We start from the raw sequence: 17,328 nt of genomic DNA on the forward strand, positions 1-17,328 counted from the left end.
ACGGCCAGCTAGCCGGCGGCCTGTGCCACCAGCAGGGGAATCCCAAAAATGGGGTCTTCACGCAGGATGATGACATTCTCCAGGCCCTTTTCGGCCAGTTTGGTCGTGAATGCCTCCTGGAGGGCCGGCACATTGCTGCCCATGCCGCTGCCCAGGACGATGGGGCCGGAAATGCCCAGCTGCCCTGCGGCCTTGGCCGCCAGGGCGGCAAGGTCGGCGGCAGCCTGGTCAACCAGGGCCAGGGCTTCCGCGTGGCCATTGGCCGCGGCCGCAAAAATCACCGGCGACGCAGCCGCCCAGTAACGCCGGGTGGTGCCCTGGTGGAAGTGGGCAATGAGCTCCTCCGGGGTTTCCAGCTTGCAGTAATCCAGCAGCGCTGCCGTCAGCTCATCAGGGGTTTCCCCCGAGTCCATGCGCCGCAGGCTGTGCCGCACGGCCTCCCGTCCCAGCCAGTAGCCGCTGCCTTCATCCCCCAGCAGGTATCCCCAGCCGCCGGCGCGGGCTTCTTCCCCTGCGGTGTTCGCACCCCAGGCGGCCGATCCGGTCCCGGCAATGACGGCCACGCCCTCGGTGGCGCCGGCTGCGGCCAGGAGCAGCCGCGTGTCGTGGACAACGCTCACTTGGGCACCGGGCACAAAAGGCGAGATCAAGTTGCGCAGGGCTGCGGCGTCGTCGTCCGTGTCCACGCCGCCTGCCCCGGCGAAAACCACTGTGGCACCGGCGGAATCCAGGCCGGCGAAAAGGGCGGCCATGTTCTCCGCAGCGGTCTCCCGGCTCACGTTTTGGACATTCGTGCTGCCAACGCTGAGATCGGAGGTGACGGAGCCGTCCGTCCACACGATGCCGCGCGTCTTTGAACCGCCAATGTCGAGGCCCACAAAGCGTGCGGGGGTCCGGGAATTTTCTGATGTGATGTAGTCCACGCACCTAGAATAGTGCCATGTCACCCCATGCCATGTTCGAATCGCCCATCATTGCCGCGCCCATGGCCGGTGGAACCACCACCACCGACCTTGCGCTTGCCACGCAGCGTGCCGGTGCCTTTGCCTTTGCTGCCGGCGGCTACAAGTCGGCCGAGCAGCTGGCTGCCGACATTGGGCCGCTGCGGGACGCGGGCACCGGTTTTGGCGTGAACTTGTTTGTTCCGCGGACAGGCCCCCTGGCTGCGGCCGACGCAGCCGCACTCACGGCCTACCGCAGCGAGCTGTGGGCCACGGCCGCACGCCTGGGTGCGGACGTCCCCACAGCCCCGGCACCCGAGGACCCCCGGGCCCGCGACTTCTGGGAGGAGAAGATCGAGCTCCTGCTGCGCGAACCGGTCCTGGTTGTCAGCTTCACCTTCGGCTTGGCGCCCGTGGACGTTGTGGCGGCGCTGCAGGCGGCGGGCACCTGGGTCATGGCCTCCGTGACCAGCGTGGCCGAGGCCGTTGCCGCCGCCGCAACTGGCGTTGATGCCCTTGTGGTCCAGCACCGCAGCGCCGGTGGACACTCGGCGGCATTCCTGCCGGCCACGGCTTCAGTGCTCACCGCCACCCTTCCCCAGCTGCTCGCCGAGGTGCACGCCGCGGTGAACCTTCCCCTGGTGGGTGCCGGTGGGGTGTCCGGCCCGGCCCAGGCCCGGGCTGCGCTGGATGCAGGCGCCGTGGCGGTGGCACTGGGCACGGCACTGGTCCGCACCGATGAGAGCGGCGCACGGCAGCTGCACAAGGATGCCCTGGCCGATCCCGCCTTTGCGCAGACCCGCATGACGCGGGCCTTCACGGGAAAGCCGGCACGTGCCCTGGTCAATGACTTTGTCCGGGAACACTCGGCCACGGCCCCGGACGCCTATCCGGAGGTCCACTTCCTGACGGCGCCACTGCGCGCAGCCGCGGCCTCCTCCGGGGATGCGCAGGCCTTGAACCTGTGGGCCGGGACCGGCTGGAAGTCCGCCCAGGATGGTCCGGCGGCCGCCGTGATTGAGGGCTTTCTGCGGGAGCTGTAGCACCAGCAGCCATGTGATGGGACACGGTGCCGGGCATTTGCTTCGGACCGGCCCGCATTAACGGGTAGATATTCGCCAAATTTGCTAGAATTGTGAACTATCGGCTGCCAAACCCGGCAGATACAAATTATTCACCCGTCAATCCTGGAGGACCCCATGGCAGCATCGGCGAAAAACGTCCGGAGGGACCCCGCCCACCACACGCCCGAGCCCCTGGACGCCGTGGACCGCCAGATCATTGACACGCTCGTGGCGGATGCCCGCATCACCAACCGGGACCTGGCCGACGCGGTGGGAATTGCACCGTCGACGGCGCTCATGCGCACCCGCGCACTCATGGAACGCGGCGCCATCGAGGGATTTGAGGCGAAGCTGAACCTGGCCTCCATTGGCCGTGCCGTCCAGGCGCTCATTGCCGTGCGGCTGCGTGCCCACGACCGCGACCAGATCGACGCCTTCACCGGCCGCGTTCCGTTGCTGCCCGAGGTGCTCTCCACCTTCCACACCTCCGGCTCCGTGGACTACCTGCTGCACATTGCCGTGCGCGACACAGATGCGCTGCGCGACTGGGTGCTGGACAACCTGACCACCGACCCCGTGGTGGGGCACACCGAAACCACTCTCGTGTTCAAGCACATGCCGGGGCACACGGGCCCGTTGGACTAGTCTTCGGCGCACTTTTGCGCCCCCGGGCATCCATAATGGGCAAGTGACCATCATTGACAACGCCGTATACGTGGACGGGCGGCGCTACGCCGACCCGGACAGCCTGGACCAGACCTTCGAGCTGATGGATGCGTGCCACGGCATGGCATGGATCGGCATGTTCCGCCCCGATGCCGGGGAGATGAAGGCGCTGGCCGCAGAGTTTTCCCTGCACGAACTGGCCGTGGAGGACACCATCAAGGCCCACCAGCGGCCCAAGCTGGAACGGTACGACGACGTGCTGTTCACAGTGCTGCGGCCCGCTCGGTACATTGACCAGAGCGAAACCGTGGAGTTTGGCGAACTGCACATCTTCACGGGCAAGGACTTTGTGGTCACCATCCGCCACGCCGAAACGCCGGGCCTGTCTTCCACCCGGACCCGGCTCGAGGCCGACCCGGAACTGCTGGCCCTGGGGCCCGAGGCCGTGCTGTACGCCATCCTTGACCAGGTTGTGGACGACTACCAGCCCGTGGTCAACGGCCTGGAAAACGACATCGACGAGATTGAGGACCAGCTCTTCGCGGGCGATCCCACGGTGTCCAGGCGCATCTACGAACTGGCCCGCGAGGTCATCCAGTTCCAGCGCGCCATCCACCCCCTGCATGGAATGCTGGAACAGCTCAAGGCCGGCTTTGAAAAGTACCGCATCAACGTGGAGCTGCAGCGCTACCTGCGCGACGTCGAGGACCACATCGCCATCGTCACGGCCCGCGCCGATTCCTTCCGGGAACTGCTGCAAAACGCGCTGACAGTGGACGGCACCCTGACCACCAACCGGCAGAACGAGGCGAACGCGGCCGAAAGCGAACAGGTGAAGAAGATTTCCTCCTGGGCCGCGATCCTGTTCGCACCGTCATTTGTGGGCACCATCTACGGCATGAACTTCGAGAACATGCCCGAGCTGCACTGGGCCTACGGCTACCCGTTTGCCCTGGCCCTCATGGTCCTGGTGGGCCTGGTCATGTACTGGATCTTCAAGAAAAAGACCTGGCTGTAGCGCCGCGCCGCGCGGGCGGCGCGGCATCAGGTCCGTGCCAGTGCGCCAATGTCCTCCAGGAAGTCCGCGGCCACGGCGTCGCTGACGGTGGCGCGGGTCTCGGCGATGGTTTCCAGGTAGTCGGCCGTCACCGGTCCCCGCACCGCCACTCCGTCCGCGGACGAGGGGGATGCGCCGTCGTCGAACATGGCCTTTTCCAAGGCACGCTGGGATGCGCTGCGGGCCGCGAACTCAATGTCAGCTGGCGAGAAGCCGCCGCTGGCGTCCACGAGCGCGGCGACGTCGATGCCTGCCACCACGTGCGCCGGGATGAAGCGGTGCCACATGGCGGTGCGCGCCTCCTCATCGGGCAGCCCGATCGGGATGACGTAGTCGAAGCGCCCGTGGCGCAGGAACGCGGAGTCCAGCGAGCGGATGAAGTTGGTGGCGCACACCAGCAGCCGGCCGGGCTGGTCGCGGAAGGCCGGAATGATCTTCAGCAGCTCATTCGTCACGCCCTGCATGGGCGACGGCGGCTCTCCCGAACGCTGTGAGGCAATCTCCTCCACCTCGTCAATGAACACCACCGCGTGCTCGAGCTCGGCAATTTCCAAAAATGTCTGGCGCAGGGCCCCGGCAAGGCCACCCGGCTCCCCCGCCAGTCTGGACGGAAACACCTCAACGAACGGCCATTCCAGCCGTGAGGCAATGGCCTTGGCAAAGGTGGTCTTGCCCGTGCCGGGAGGCCCAAACAGCACGACGGCGCGTGGCGGCACCACCCCGAACTCCTCCGCCAGCCCGGGTTCGGCCAACGGCATGACCAGCCTGCGCTCCAGCAGTTCCTTCTCGGCGGCCATGCCTGCCACACGGTCCCACAGGTCCCTGGGCAGGATGCGCCCGCCCAGGTCCTCCAGCGCCCCCAGCTCGGCCCGCTGGACGGGAATGCGCCGTTCAAAGTAGCGCAGGTTCTTCTTGACCACAAAGCCGCGGTTGCTGAACGCCTCCACGCGGGTTTCGGACTCGGGCATGAGGGCCGAGAGCTTGTTCAGGCCGTGGGCGGCCATGCGGTTTTCGACGGCGGCCAGCAGCAGCGTGCCAATGCCCCGCCCGCGGAAGCCCGGCAGGGTGGCCAGGAAGACGATCCAGCCCTGGTCGTGGGCGGCCCGTCCCACGGCGGCCCCCACCACATGGTCGCCCTGCACGGCAACCACTGCGTGGTCCTTCTCGCAGGACGCCAGCACCTCGGACAGGTCATAGACCGGTTCCACACCGGCATCGCGCAGCGACTGCCACAGGGCAAGGATGCCCTCGACATCCTGTGAATGGAAATCCCGGACTGTCCACGTACCCATGATTCAACCGCTCCTTTGCGATGGCCACTTGGGTCATCTTGGCACTGTGACGCAGCTCATGGCAAAACGTGAAACAAATGCGACGGCCGGGGCGCTGTAGACCCTGAGAAGTTTCCACCAGCAACAGAAAGCCGGGCCCTTGAGCATCGACATCGCCACCGAAATCGACCTGAACAACGAACTCATCCTTGATGGCGAAGCCGCGGCAACGCTGTTCCTGGAAGCCCGCACGGCCAACAGCTGGTCGGACGAGGAAATCAGCGACGAGACGCTCCAGGCCATTTACGCCCTGACCAAGATGGGCCCCACCGCCTTCAACAGCCAGCCCCTGCGCATCACCTGGGTCCGCTCCACGGAGGCCCGCGAACGCCTGGTTGAGCACATGATGGACGGCAACAAGGCCAAGACCCTCACGGCACCGATGGTTGCAGTGCTGAGCTTCTCCAAGGAGTGGCACGCCCTCATGCCCACCACGGCACCGCACATGGCAGAGATGATGATGCCCATGTTTGAGGCCAATGTGGAATCCCGCACGGCCGCCGGCAACAACAACGCCCACATGCAGGCCGGCTACTTCATCCTGGCAGCCCGCGCCGCAGGCCTGGCCGTTGGCCCGATGACCGGCTTCAACCCCGCCGGCGTGGACACAGTATTCAACGCGGACAACAGCCACCAGTCGTTCATGGTGGTCAACCTGGGCAAGCCTGCCGGCACCAGCACCCACGAGCGCCTGACCCGCCTGGACTTCGACCTGGCCACTGCCACTGTCTAGTTCCATGACGGGCACCACCCCGTAACAAAACAATAAATTCTTTCAGTTTGCTGAGGCAACACTGGGATAAATTTTCACCAAGCGCGCCAGACCCTTTTTTCACGGGGTTTGGCGCGCTTTGTGCTGCCCGGCCACGTCCCCCATGGCCCCACCACCTGGGGCGCGAAAATCCGGGTGCTGCATTTTCACGCCGCGCCCGCCTGTTCCGCCGCGCGGCCGGCAGGCGCAGTGGCTCCAGCTGGCATTCTGGGGCGCTCGGGCCAGGTGCCCACCCATTCCATCCGCTGGCTGATATGGATAACATCGTGATCGTGTGACTTGAATCTCATTGACCAGCAAAGGATAAACACGTGCGTTCCATGTGGAAAAAGACCCTGGCGATGGCGGTGGTGACCCCTGCCATGCTGTTGAGTGTGGCGGCACCCCCCGTTGTCGCAGCACCCGGAGACCCGGTCTCCAGCAACCTTGCCCTCGCGTCCGCGGGGGCCACCGTGACCTCTTCCGGCGACGAATCGGCCGACAAGTGGGGCACCGACCTCGCCACCGACGGCGATCCGGCCACCCGCTGGTCCTCGAACCACGCCGACGACGCCTCCCTGACCGTCAAGCTGGCCAAGCCGACGGTCATCGAAAAGGTTGTCATCAAGTGGGAGGCCGCCTGTGCGGCCAAGTACAAGCTGCAGGTCTCCACCGACGGCACCACCTTTGTGGACGCCACGGACGTCATCTCCCGCGCCAACTGCAATCCGGCAACGCCTGACACGCAGACCGTCAAGTCGGCCCTGGCGGCCAACAAGTACCAGTACGTGCGCATGCAGGGCGTGGAACGCACGCTCATCGGCGGAGCCAAGTGGGGCATCTCGCTGTATGAAATGGAAGTTTGGGGCGTCCCGGCAGCCGCCGGCAAGAACGTTGCCCTGGCCTCCGCCGGCGGAACCGTTACGGCATCCGGCCAGGAAGTCGCCGGCCAGTGGGGTCCCGCCACCGTCATTGACGGCGACTCCGACGAGTCCAAGCCCAAGGCCCAGCAGTCACGCTGGTCCTCCAACACGGCCGACAACGCCAACATCACCGTCAAGCTCGCAGCCCCCACAGTCATCGACCATGTCAGCATCGTGTGGGAGGCCGCCTGCGCCAAGACGTACAAGCTTCAGGTCTCCACCAACGGCACCGATTTTGTGGATGCCACAGACGTCATCACCCCCACCTGCGGCACGCGCGACACCCAAAAGTTCAAGGCCGCAGTTGCCGGCAACGCCTACCAGTACGTGCGCATGCAGGGCATCGAGCGCACCCCCATCGGCGGCAACAAGTACGGCATGTCCATGTGGGAGTTTGAGGTCTGGGACGGTCCGGAACCCACAACGGCCGCACCCGTGGAGGGCATCAACCTGATCCCGCTGCCCGTGAACATGGAAACCCCGGCAGAAGCACCCTTCACGCTTGGCGCGGGCTCACGGATCGTGGCCAACAACGCCGAGACCAAGGCGACGGCGGACTACCTCGCCGCGATCTTCCGCACCTCCACGGGGCTGGCACTGCCCGTGGTGACAGGCACCTCGGGCGACGCGGACGACGTCGTTCTTCTCCAGAGCCCGGGCGTCATCCCGAACCTGGGCGCGGCACTCCAGGCCGAGGCCTACACGCTCAGTGTGGATGCAGCCACGGGCGCCAAGGTCACGGCCCCCACAGGCGACGGCGTGTTCAACGGCGTCCAGACGCTGCGCCAGCTCTTCCCGGCGTTCATTGAGTCCAAGCAGAGGGTCATCGCCAACTGGAGCGCTCCCGCCGTCGAAATTTCCGACGCCCCCCGCTTCGACAAGCGCGGCATGATGCTTGACGTGGCCCGCGACTTCAAGACCCCGGCCGAGGTCAAGGACATCATCGATTCCCTGACCCAGTACAAGATCTCCACGCTGCACATGCACCTGGCCGATGACCAGGGCTGGCGCATCCAGATCACCAACGACGGCAGGAAGGCCGGCGACACGATCGACTACGGCCTGCTGACGGCAACGTCCGGCAAGACAGCCGTGACCAAGAACCTCAGCTACAAGGACGAGCTTGGCCACACCGGCTTCTACACGCAGGACGAGTACAAGGACCTCGTGGCCTATGCCGCGTCGCGCCACATTGAGATCATCCCGGAAATCGACGTGCCCGGCCACACCTCGGCCATCCTGCACGCGATCCCGCAGATGAACTCGGCCAAGACCAAGCCCGGCGTAGACGAGTGGGGCGTGGTGCCCGCCGACGGCACCGGCAACGTGGGGCAATCGACCCTCGACGTGGACCTGCCGGCGACGTGGAACTTCATCGAGCACGTGTTCGGCCAGATCGCCGACATGACCACCACGAGCGACTACATTCACGTGGGCGGCGACGAGTCGCACTCCACACAGCACGACGACTACATCGATTTCATCACCAGGACCGTGGACATTGTCCACGATCTCGGCAAGAAGCCGATCGGCTGGAATGAGGCGTCAATCGCCGGGCTCACCCCGGGCGACGGCATCCAGTACTGGACCGGCGGCACCGCCGACACCCTCAACGCCATCAAGAACAAGGGCGTCAAGCTCATGGTGTCCAACGGGTCGACCTCCTACATTGACATGAAGTACCACTCCAAGACCCCCATCGGCCTGACCTGGGCCGGCACGGGCGACTTCCCGAAGTACTACGACTGGGATCCGGCCGCCACTGTCCTGGACAACGGCAACAAGCTTCCCGATTCCGCGCTCCTGGGCGTCGAGGCGGCCCAGTGGTCCGAGACCATCCGCGGCGGCAAGCAGGCCGAATTCCTGGCCTTCCCGCGCGTGGTGTCCTTCGCCGAAATCGGCTGGACCCCGCAGGCCAAGCGCAACGTCACCGACTTCAAGGTGCGCATGGCGTCGATGGGCCAGCGCATGCTGGCAACAGGCACCAACTTCTACGACGGCAACCAGGCCAAGTGGCGCTCCTCCATCGCGGGCCTGCCCCTGGCCGTTGCCCCGGGCAAGAGCCTCTCCCTGAACGTGGGGCAGTTTGCCGCGCCGGGCACCAAGGTCTCAGCCGACGGTTCCACGATTGCCGTTGACAGCGTGGACGACGAGGACAGCGCCAGCGCCTCAAGCATCGTTGGCGACCTTGGCGTGAGCGTCAACTGGGGCGACGGCAGCGCCGCCACCCCGGCGACGTTTGTTCCCGTGAAGGAACGCACCTCGCTGGCAGCAGGCAGCCTGTACCAGCTCAAGGGCACCCACAGCTATGCATCTGCCGGCAACTACACCGGAACACTGACTGCCTCCAACGGCACCACGGCCAAGTTCACCGTTGTTGTGGCTGCCGGCACCGCGGACCCGGCCACACCGCCGGTGTGGGACACCGCCCAGCTCCCCGCGCTCACCACCACGGATGCCACAGTCAACGCCGGCTACCGTGCCGAGACCACAGTGAGCGGCTTCGAGCCGGGCAAGTACGTTGTGCTGACACTGGGCGGCGAGCGTGTTGGCTCGATCCTGCCGGATGCCACAGGCAAGCTGACCTTCCAGATGCCCGTGTACCCCTCCAACTACAGTGGAACGTTCAACGTGGTCGCCACCCAGGTGTCCTCGACCGGCACCCGCACGGCAACGGACACGCTGAAGGTCAACTCCAAGCTGATTCCGCTGACTGACAAGATCGCCCAGGGTGAGATCAGCATTGAATCCGTGACCTCGCAGGAGCTCACGGGAGAGACTGCACCGAGCGGCCCGGCCACGGCACTGCTCGATGGCAAGCTCGACAGCTACTGGCACACCCAGTGGCAGGGCACCGTCGCGGCGTTCCCGCACAGCGTGGTCTTCGACCTGGGCAAGAGCTACGAGGTGACCGGCTTTGAGTACAGCCAGCGCCAGTCCAACTCCAACGGCAAGATCAAGGACTTCGAGCTCTACGTCTCCGACAGCCCCACCGAGTTCGGTGCCAAGGTTGCCTCCGGATCGTTCCTTGACCTGACCCGTGCCCAGATCACCGCCATTGCCGGCGGCAAGGTTGGCCGCTACGTCAAGCTGACAGCAGTGAACTCCATTGCCGGCAACGCCTTCGCCGGCGGCGCCGAGGTCAACATTGGCGGCAAGACGCCCGCCACCACGGAACCGACGGCGACGCCGACCGTTCAGCCGACGGTGGAGCCGACGGTTGAACCCACAGTGCAGCCGACTGTTGAACCCACGGTGCAGCCCACAGTGCAGCCCACCGTTGAACCCACAGTGCAGCCGACGGTTGAACCGACCGTTGAACCGACGGTTGAACCCACGGTGCAGCCCACGGTTGAGCCGACAGTTGAACCGACGGTTGAACCCACGGTTCAGCCCACGACTCCGGCCGCGGGCGAGCCCACCGCTTCACTGGGCAACGGCCCGATTTCCGCAGGCGGCGAGCTGACCATGACGGGCAGCAACTTCAAGCCCGGATCGACGGCGACGTTCACGCTGCACTCCGATCCGGTGGTCCTGGGCACGGCAGTCGTGGCAGCCAACGGGACTGTTTCACTGACGGCCAAGCTGCCGGCGAACATCCCTGCCGGTGTCCACACCCTGGTCATCAGCGGCACGGGCACCGATGGCGGCGCAGTCGAGGCCAGCATCAAGGTGACGGTTGCCGCGGCCGGCGGCACCACGGCGGCCACCAAGCCGGCCACGAAAGCCCCGGCCACCACCGCCGCCGGGGACAAGGGTGCGGGCGACCTGGCCAACACCGGCGCCGGAACCACCCCGTTCCTGCTCGGTGGCCTGGTCCTCCTGGTGGCAGGCGCCCTGGCGGTCTTCAGCCGCCGTCGCCGGAACTCCTCCCATGCCTAGGGCAGGGAAAGTACAAAAGTAGGCAATGAAGCGGTGCCCGCCAGTTCACGCTGGCGGGCACCGCTTCATTTTTGTGTGCATGCATTGGCCCTGGGTCGCGAAAACACAGCTGCGGCCCCATCCATCTAGGGCAGTTCGGCGCAGTTCCCCACAAATTCCGCGCCGTCCACCCGGTCCTGCGTCCAGGCGAGCAGATCGCCCAACAAGGGCGAGCCGGGAAGCACCACGCCCATGTGGTCCTTGCCCTCATACTTCTTGTACAGCAGCTCCTGGCCGGCATCGCAGCGGCCCCTGACATACGTGTCCTGGACTGCGGGAACCACCAGGGGGTCGGCGCCGCCCTGGGCCACAAACAACGGGAACGGTATGGGCAGCGTGGGTGTGTTTTCCCGCAGCCGCTCCCCCATGGCCCCGGTCGTCGGGTCCTTGCTGAAAATGGTCTTGTCCTTGTCGATCGCTATCGCATTGACCAGGGACACCAGCACGCCCGGCTCCGACAGGCAGCGTGTGGACATCTCGCGCACAAAGGTCCGGGCCACAGGGGCAATGTACTCGTTGAAGGACACGTCCGGGTATGTGTCGGCGTAGGCCGCGGCGACATAGGAGGCAAACAAGCTGCCTCCGGCGATGTTGGGCATGTTCCGCACCAGGCCCATCGCGTCGCTGGCGGGGGCCATGGCGGCCACACCGCTGATTTTCACATCCGGGGCGTAGCTGGGCGCCAGGCCGCCGGTCCAGAGCGCGGCCTGCCCGCCCTGCGAGTGCCCCCACACCACGGTTTCGGGTGCCATCCGGAGATCCTCCTGCTGGACGTCCAGCGCCTTGGCGGCTCGCACGGCATCCAGCACCGACCGGCCCTCGCCCTGGCCGATCAGGTACGGTTGCGGCCCCTTGGTGCCAAGCCCGGCATAGTCGGTGGCCACGAGCACCCAGCCCTTGGCCACAATGTCATCCAAGGCCGGCAGCGCACCCGAGCTGAAGGGTTCGGACAGGTTCGACGGCGCGCACACGGGCGCATAGCCCGTGGTGCCGTGCGCCCAGGTGATGACAGGCCGTGGCCCGTCAAAGGGCTCCGTTGAGGTGAGCACGACGGCGCTTGCCACGGCGGGCGTGTTGTCATCCAGTGTGGTGGTGTACAGGATCCGCCACGCCTTCGCGTTGTCTGGAACCTTGGTTTCGAAGGGCTCGCTGCGGAGCAGGGCTCCGGGTGCCGCGGGAACGCTGGCGGGAGGATCGTAAAAGGCAGACACCTGGGGTGCCCCTGCACGCAACTGGGCCCCGAGCCCGGCGGCGGCAAGGGCCAGTGCCAAGGACAACACGGCCCCGGTGACACGCAACCAGCGTTTCAGGGCACCGGGCCGGGCCGGGCCCGCCGGCGCCCGGCCAGCGTTTCTTGCGCGGGCATGCCGCTGCGAGAGCGCTCTTGCGAGCGAGCTCCATATGATGCCCAGGCCGAAGAACAGCGTGCGGGCGCCGAACAGCACGGCAACCACCAGCAGTGTCACATCCGGCCAGGCCAGTGCTGCGGCGCCCAGGATGAGGTCTGCGAGCGCGAAGACGAGTGTGGCAATGCGCTCGTCGGCGGGCCTTCCCGCACCGCGCGCGGCTTCCACGCAGCGAACCACACCGGAGATCAACAGCGACACGGCAATGAAGACCGGCAGCACGGCCATGGTTCCGCCGGCCCACAGCAGCACCACGGCCCCGGCGGCAACCCAGCCCCAGCCCAGCAGCCAACGGGTTGCGCCCGGCCCTGCCTTGCCGCCGTCCAGGAGGTCTGCGATGCCTGTGACGATGAAGCTTGCCCCGACGTAGAACGTCAATGCCCCGAGCGAGGACAGCGGCCTGGTGGCAAGTGTGAAGCCCAGCCACACGCACAGGGCCCCGACGGCCAGCGCCAGCCACCACGGCGCCCGGGCCAGAAGCGTCGGCAGCGCACGGGCGCGTTGGGCAAATGTGCGCTGGGTTGTTGAAAATCGGTGTTCAGGCATGCAGTCCCCTTGTGCGTTCAGTGCTTTTGCCGCTTGGGCCGTGCGGGGATCCTCAGCGGTCCTTTTTGGCCAGCAGCTGCTGTGCCAGCGCCTTTTCGTGTTCGCTTTCCTTGCGGCGGGACCGGGAGGCCCCCATCATGAACACGACAATGGCAACGATGGCCAATACCCATGCGAGGGCGATCCCCACAACTACAAGCCACTGTGGCATTCCTGCAGGCTCTTTTCTGATGGGTCGCGGCCGTCACATTCAACATCAGCATAATTCGGCTGCAAGAATTCTCCATGCCCTTGGCCTGCCCGGAGACCGGTGTGGCTAGACTTTCCCCATGAACCCACATGCTCCCGCCCCCGTCACCGTCACGGTCACCGGGGCCGCAGGCCAGATCGGCTACGCACTGCTTTTCCGGATCGCCTCCGGCGCCATGCTGGGCCCGGACGTGCCGGTCAAGCTGAACCTGCTGGAAATCCCGCAGGCGGCCAAGGCTGCGGAGGGCACCGTGCTGGAACTCATGGACTGTGCATTCCCCCTGGTGGCCGGCATGGAGGTCTTCGACGATGCCACCAAGGCGTTCGACGGCGCCAATGTCGCCATGCTTGTCGGCGCACGCCCGCGTGGCCCGGGCATGGAGCGCGCCGATCTCCTCAGCGCAAACGGCGGCATCTTCTCGGTCCAGGGTAGGGCCCTGAACGCCGGTGCGGCTGAAGACATCAAGGTTGTGGTGGTGGGCAACCCGGCCAACACCAATGCACTCATTGCCGCATCCCACGCCCAGGACATCCCGGCCGCCCGCTTCACGGCCATGACACGCCTGGACCACGACAGGGCGGTGGCCCAGCTCGCGGCGAAGACCGGGGCCGGGGTTGCCGACATCCGGCGCCTTGCCATCTGGGGAAACCATTCAGCCTCCCAATACCCGGACATCAGCCACGCAACCGTGGCCGGGGCGCCGGCGACCTCCCTTGTGGAGCAGGCCTGGATTGCCGATGAGTTCATTCCCCGGGTGGCCAAGCGCGGCGCCGAGATCATCGAGGTCCGCGGGGGTTCCTCCGCCGCCTCGGCCGCCAACGCGGCCATTGAGCACATGCGCCTGTGGGTCCAGGGCACCCCGGAAGGCGACTGGACCAGCATGGCCGTCCCCTCCGACGGCTCCTACGGTGTACCGGAGGGCATCGTCAGCTCCTTCCCCGTCACCACCTCCAACGGCGAATACACCATTGTTCCCGGCCTGGACATCAGCGACTTCTCCCGCGCCCGCATTGACGCCTCGGTGGCCGAGCTGGCGTCGGAGCGGGACGCCGTTGCGGAGCTGGGCCTGCTCTGACATGACGCAACGCAACACCAAGGACCCCTCCCCGGCGGGGCCCGTCCTGGACCTGAACGCTGACGTGGGCGAGTCGTTTGGCCAGTGGCAGCTGGGCGATGACGAAGCCATCATGGCCCAGGTCTCCAGCGCCAGCATCGCCTGCGGCTTCCACGCCGGAGACCCCGCCTCCATGTCCCGAACCGCGGCAGCCGCGGCGGCCGCCGGCGTGGCCGTGGGCGCCCATCCCGGCTACCGCGACCTGGCCGGATTTGGCCGCCGCTTCATTGACGTGGACCCCGCGGAACTGCGCAGCGAGATCATTTACCAGGTGGGTGCCCTGCAGGCCCTGGCCCGGGCCGCCGGCACCCGGGTGCGCTACGTCAAGCCCCACGGCGCCCTGTACAACGCAATTGCCCACCACACGGCACAGGCCGGGGCCGTGGTGTCCGCGGTGCAGGCCTTGGACCCAGCGCTGCCGCTGCTGATTGCGCCCGGCTCCGAGGTGCAGCGCCTGGCCCGCGAAGCCGGGCTCACCGTGCTGGCCGAGGCCTTTGCCGACCGCGCCTACAACCCCGACGGGACGCTGGTGCCCCGCACACGTCCCGGGGCTGTGCTGCACAGCGTCGATGCCGTGGTGGCCCAGGCCCTGGACATCGCCACACGAGGCGAGGTCACCGCCGTCGACGGCAGCCGCATCCCGCTGGAGGTGCAGAGCCTGTGCCTGCACGGCGACACCCCCGGCGCCGTGGCCATGGCCGCCGCGGTCCGCACGGCGCTCGAGGGTGCCGGCGTCGCCATCCGCAGCTTCGCCTAGATGGGCCCGCATCCGCGCATCCGCCCCGTGGGAGAGTCCGGCTTCCTGGTGGAGCTCGACTCCTTGCCCGAAGTCATGGCCACCCAGTCGATGCTGCTGCACAACCGGCCGACCGGCGTCATCGACGTGGTGGCCGCCGCCCGGACTGTGCTGGTCCAATGCGAGTCCCCCGCCTCAGCCAAGGCTGCACGGTCCCTGCTCTCCGGGGCGGGGCCGCTTCGACAGGAGCCTGTTGCCGGGACGCTGCACACGCTGGAAACCACGTACGACGGCGCCGACCTCGCCGAGGCTGCCCGCCTGGCCGGGATGGGCACGGACGCCCTCATCCGGTGGCACTCCGGGCAGGACTGGATTGCCGCCTTTGGCGGATTCGCCCCGGGTTTCATGTACCTCACCCCTGCCGTGAAGGCCATTGAATTTGCCCGCCGCGACACACCGCGCACGGCAGTCCCCGCCGGGTCCGTGGCCGTGGGAGGACGGTTCTCCGCCGTCTACCCGGGCCCCACGCCCGGCGGGTGGCAGCTGCTGGGCCGCTGCGCCGGGGCGCTGTGGGATTCAGCCCGGGCCGAGCCTTCGCTGCTGCAGCCTGGCGACCGCGTCCGGTTCAAGCCCGTGCGGGAGCTGGTGCAACTGGGTTCGGCCACCGGCGGCTCCCCCGAAATGGAGGCTCACTCGGGCCCCGAACCGCTGGGGCTGGAGGTCATTTCAGCAGGCGTTTTTGCAACGGTGCAGGACCTGGGCCGGCCCGGGTTTGCGCATCTGGGCGTCACCGCGTCGGGTGCGCTGGACCGTCCCGCCCTGCGGCGGGCCAACAGGATGGTGGGCAACCCGCTGTCACCCGGCGCCGGTGCTGCCGCCCTGGAACTGGTCCTGTCGGGGCTGCGAGTCCGGGCCCGCGGCAGCCAACTGCTCGCCGTGGCCGGTCCCGCAGTCCAGCTCACGGCCACGGATCCCTCCGGCCTGGAACGCGACGTTCCAACAGATGCGCCGTTTGTGCTGGGCGACGGGGAGGTCCTGGCCGTCCTTCCCCTGAACGGCATTGCCGGGTTCCGCAGCATTCTGGCCGTGCGCGGCGGCATCGACGTCCCGGCAGTGTTGGGCAGCCGTTCCGGCGATGTCCTGTCCGGCCTGGGGTCAGCACCTTTGCAGGCCGGCACCTTCCTCCCGGTGGGACGCGGCCACCAGGCAGTCCCGGTTGGATTCCCTGAGGCCTCCCCGCCGGCGGCAGGAGCCGACCCCACTGTGCTGCGTTTCGTCCCCGGACCCCGCAGCGACTGGTTCACGCCCGGCGCACTCGCGGCGTTTGAGCGCGTGTCCTGGCAGGCCGGAGCCCAGTCCAACCGGATTGGGCTGCGCCTGGAACTCGCCCGCACGGGCCCGGAGCACGCCAAACCACCCCTCCTCCGCACGGCTGAAGCTGCGGGTGCCGAGCTCCCCAGCGAGGGGATGGCCGGCGGCGCAATCCAGGTGCCGCCGTCGGGCCTTCCCGTGCTGTTTCTGGCGGACCATCCGGTGACGGGCGGATACCCCGTGCTGGGGGTGGTGCTCCGCGCCGACCTTGCCAAGGCCGCGCAGCTGGCACCCGGCGCGGCGGTCCGCTTCCGTGCCGTCAGTCCCGGCGGCCCTTCATGAAGTAGGCAATGGGGCCGGCGAAGTTGAGGAATGACGCCGCCACCCAGAGCTTCTTGCTCCCGTTGATCTGCTCCGGCGTTCTTTTGGCGATGTCGCGCAGGGCCGCAGCCTGAAGGGTCAGCTGCACGGCGCCGGCCGCAACCATGGCCCAGCGCCGGGCCGGGCTGATCTCGCTCCACTTCTTCTTGTTGGACATGTTCATGCTCCGTTCTTCTCATAAATCCAGGGCAGGCCCGTCATGGTGAGCCTGTGGCGAGCACCGTTCCCGCCGGGAGGGTCGGGGTAGGCCTCGTCGCCGGCCCATACGACGCCGCTGCCATCGAGCAGGTGGGTCCGGTAGGCGATGGGCTCCGCCGCCCTGGCTGCTGCGAGCGCCTGGGCGGTCGATTCCATGGCCGCCAGGTTGTGCAGCGTGACCCACGTGGGCGGCACCAGCACCATCTCCCCCTCGCCATGCAGTTCCAGGGCGCGGGCCGGGGAGAGCCAGGCGTGGCGAACGTGTTCTTCCGGGTTCAGGACCACGGCGTCCGAGGCGGCCGGCGCCAGCATGAACCAGGCCCGGAAACGGCGGGGCAGGACCTGCATGGGCGTCCACTGCGACAGCCAGGCCAGCTCGCCGGCGGGAAGCAGCTGCCCGGTCTCCTCTGCCAGCTCGCGCAGCCCGGCGGCCTGTGCGGCGGCGAAGTCATCCAGCGGGGAGCCGTCGCGGGTCACGCGGTCGGCGGCGTCCACCTTGCCGCCTGGGAACACCCACGCACCGGCAAAGGAACGGCTGCTGCGGGGCCGCTCCAGCATCAGCGTCTCCAGCCCGGCGTCGCCGTCGCGCAGCAGCACCACAGTGCAGGCATCTTCCAATGGCGCCAGCCGGGTTTCTTTCTCCATGCGATCACCCTAACCCCGCGGGAAGCCGGCAGCGGCAGCCCGCGACTGGCTGCCTGCGAAAAACTGTCCGCGGAAACCATTGCCGGC

Annotated in this window: 14 protein-coding genes; 8 read left to right on the top strand and 6 right to left on the bottom strand. The window is 67.3% G+C overall.

Annotated elements, in window-relative coordinates:
* Positions 1–8: 8 nt before the first annotated feature.
* Positions 9–923, bottom strand: coding sequence for an N-acetylglucosamine kinase (locus PCK14_RS05350; RefSeq protein ID WP_269937439.1), 915 nt, complete (start codon positions 921–923; stop codon positions 9–11).
* Between the two features lie 17 nt (positions 924–940).
* Here PCK14_RS05350 and PCK14_RS05355 point away from each other — a divergent pair, with 17 nt between their 5' ends.
* From PCK14_RS05355 to corA, 3 genes are all read left to right on the top strand, one after another.
* Complete coding sequence (locus tag PCK14_RS05355) at positions 941–1,984, top strand: nitronate monooxygenase (protein ID WP_269937440.1); 1,044 nt, start codon at positions 941–943, stop codon at positions 1,982–1,984.
* 156 nt (positions 1,985–2,140) lie between these two features.
* Positions 2,141–2,650: an Lrp/AsnC family transcriptional regulator gene (locus PCK14_RS05360; protein ID WP_269937441.1), complete on the top strand. Its 510-nt coding sequence runs from the start codon at positions 2,141–2,143 to the stop codon at positions 2,648–2,650.
* A 43-nt stretch (positions 2,651–2,693) separates the two neighbouring features.
* Positions 2,694–3,689 carry a magnesium/cobalt transporter CorA gene (gene corA, locus PCK14_RS05365; protein WP_269937442.1) on the top strand — a complete coding sequence of 332 codons (996 nt, stop codon included), beginning with the start codon at positions 2,694–2,696 and terminating at the stop codon, positions 3,687–3,689.
* Positions 3,690–3,715: 26 nt separating this feature from the next.
* Here corA and PCK14_RS05370 read toward each other — a convergent pair whose 3' ends face one another.
* Positions 3,716–5,020, bottom strand: coding sequence for an ATP-binding protein (locus PCK14_RS05370; RefSeq protein ID WP_269937443.1), 1,305 nt, complete (start codon positions 5,018–5,020; stop codon positions 3,716–3,718).
* Positions 5,021–5,159: 139 nt separating this feature from the next.
* Here PCK14_RS05370 and PCK14_RS05375 point away from each other — a divergent pair, with 139 nt between their 5' ends.
* Both PCK14_RS05375 and PCK14_RS05380 read left to right on the top strand, forming a co-directional pair.
* On the top strand, positions 5,160–5,792 hold the full coding sequence (locus PCK14_RS05375; protein ID WP_269937444.1) for a malonic semialdehyde reductase: 633 nt from the start codon (positions 5,160–5,162) through the stop codon (positions 5,790–5,792).
* A 359-nt stretch (positions 5,793–6,151) separates the two neighbouring features.
* On the top strand, positions 6,152–10,615 hold the full coding sequence (locus tag PCK14_RS05380; RefSeq protein WP_269937623.1) for a family 20 glycosylhydrolase: 4,464 nt from the start codon (positions 6,152–6,154) through the stop codon (positions 10,613–10,615).
* A 125-nt stretch (positions 10,616–10,740) separates the two neighbouring features.
* Here PCK14_RS05380 and PCK14_RS05385 read toward each other — a convergent pair whose 3' ends face one another.
* Together PCK14_RS05385 and PCK14_RS05390 are read right to left on the bottom strand one after the other, a co-directional pair.
* The gene (locus PCK14_RS05385) at positions 10,741–12,606 is read right to left on the bottom strand and encodes a lipase family protein (protein WP_269937445.1); all 1,866 of its coding nucleotides are present in this window, start codon (positions 12,604–12,606) and stop codon (positions 10,741–10,743) included.
* 52 nt (positions 12,607–12,658) lie between these two features.
* Entirely contained in the window at positions 12,659–12,817 is a 159-nt protein-coding gene (locus tag PCK14_RS05390; RefSeq protein ID WP_269937446.1) for a hypothetical protein, read from the bottom strand.
* A 118-nt stretch (positions 12,818–12,935) separates the two neighbouring features.
* On the opposite strand from PCK14_RS05390, the gene PCK14_RS05395 reads away from it, so the two are divergent.
* From PCK14_RS05395 to PCK14_RS05405, 3 genes are read left to right on the top strand one after another with little or no spacing between them, the layout of a single operon-like run.
* A complete protein-coding gene (locus tag PCK14_RS05395) occupies positions 12,936–13,931 on the top strand; it encodes a malate dehydrogenase (protein WP_269937447.1) in 996 nt (331 codons plus the stop codon).
* A gap of 1 nt (position 13,932) precedes the next feature.
* A complete protein-coding gene (locus tag PCK14_RS05400) occupies positions 13,933–14,727 on the top strand; it encodes a LamB/YcsF family protein (RefSeq protein WP_269937448.1) in 795 nt (264 codons plus the stop codon).
* Positions 14,728–16,359, top strand: a complete 1,632-nt coding sequence (locus tag PCK14_RS05405) for a carboxyltransferase domain-containing protein (protein ID WP_269937449.1) — start codon at positions 14,728–14,730, stop codon at positions 16,357–16,359. It begins immediately after the preceding gene.
* Here PCK14_RS05405 and PCK14_RS05410 read toward each other — a convergent pair.
* Both PCK14_RS05410 and PCK14_RS05415 read right to left on the bottom strand, forming a co-directional pair.
* Positions 16,337–16,561: a hypothetical protein gene (locus PCK14_RS05410; RefSeq protein ID WP_269937450.1), complete on the bottom strand. Its 225-nt coding sequence runs from the start codon at positions 16,559–16,561 to the stop codon at positions 16,337–16,339. The genes PCK14_RS05405 and PCK14_RS05410 overlap by 23 nt on opposite strands.
* Positions 16,558–17,241, bottom strand: coding sequence for an NUDIX hydrolase (locus PCK14_RS05415; RefSeq protein ID WP_269937451.1), 684 nt, complete (start codon positions 17,239–17,241; stop codon positions 16,558–16,560). Before PCK14_RS05415 ends, PCK14_RS05410 begins: the two co-directional genes overlap by 4 nt.
* Between the last annotated feature and the right edge of the window lie 87 nt (positions 17,242–17,328).

Origin of the sequence: Arthrobacter sp. HY1533 (genome assembly GCF_027568515.1) — a bacterium.
GTDB lineage: Bacteria > Actinomycetota > Actinomycetes > Actinomycetales > Micrococcaceae > Specibacter.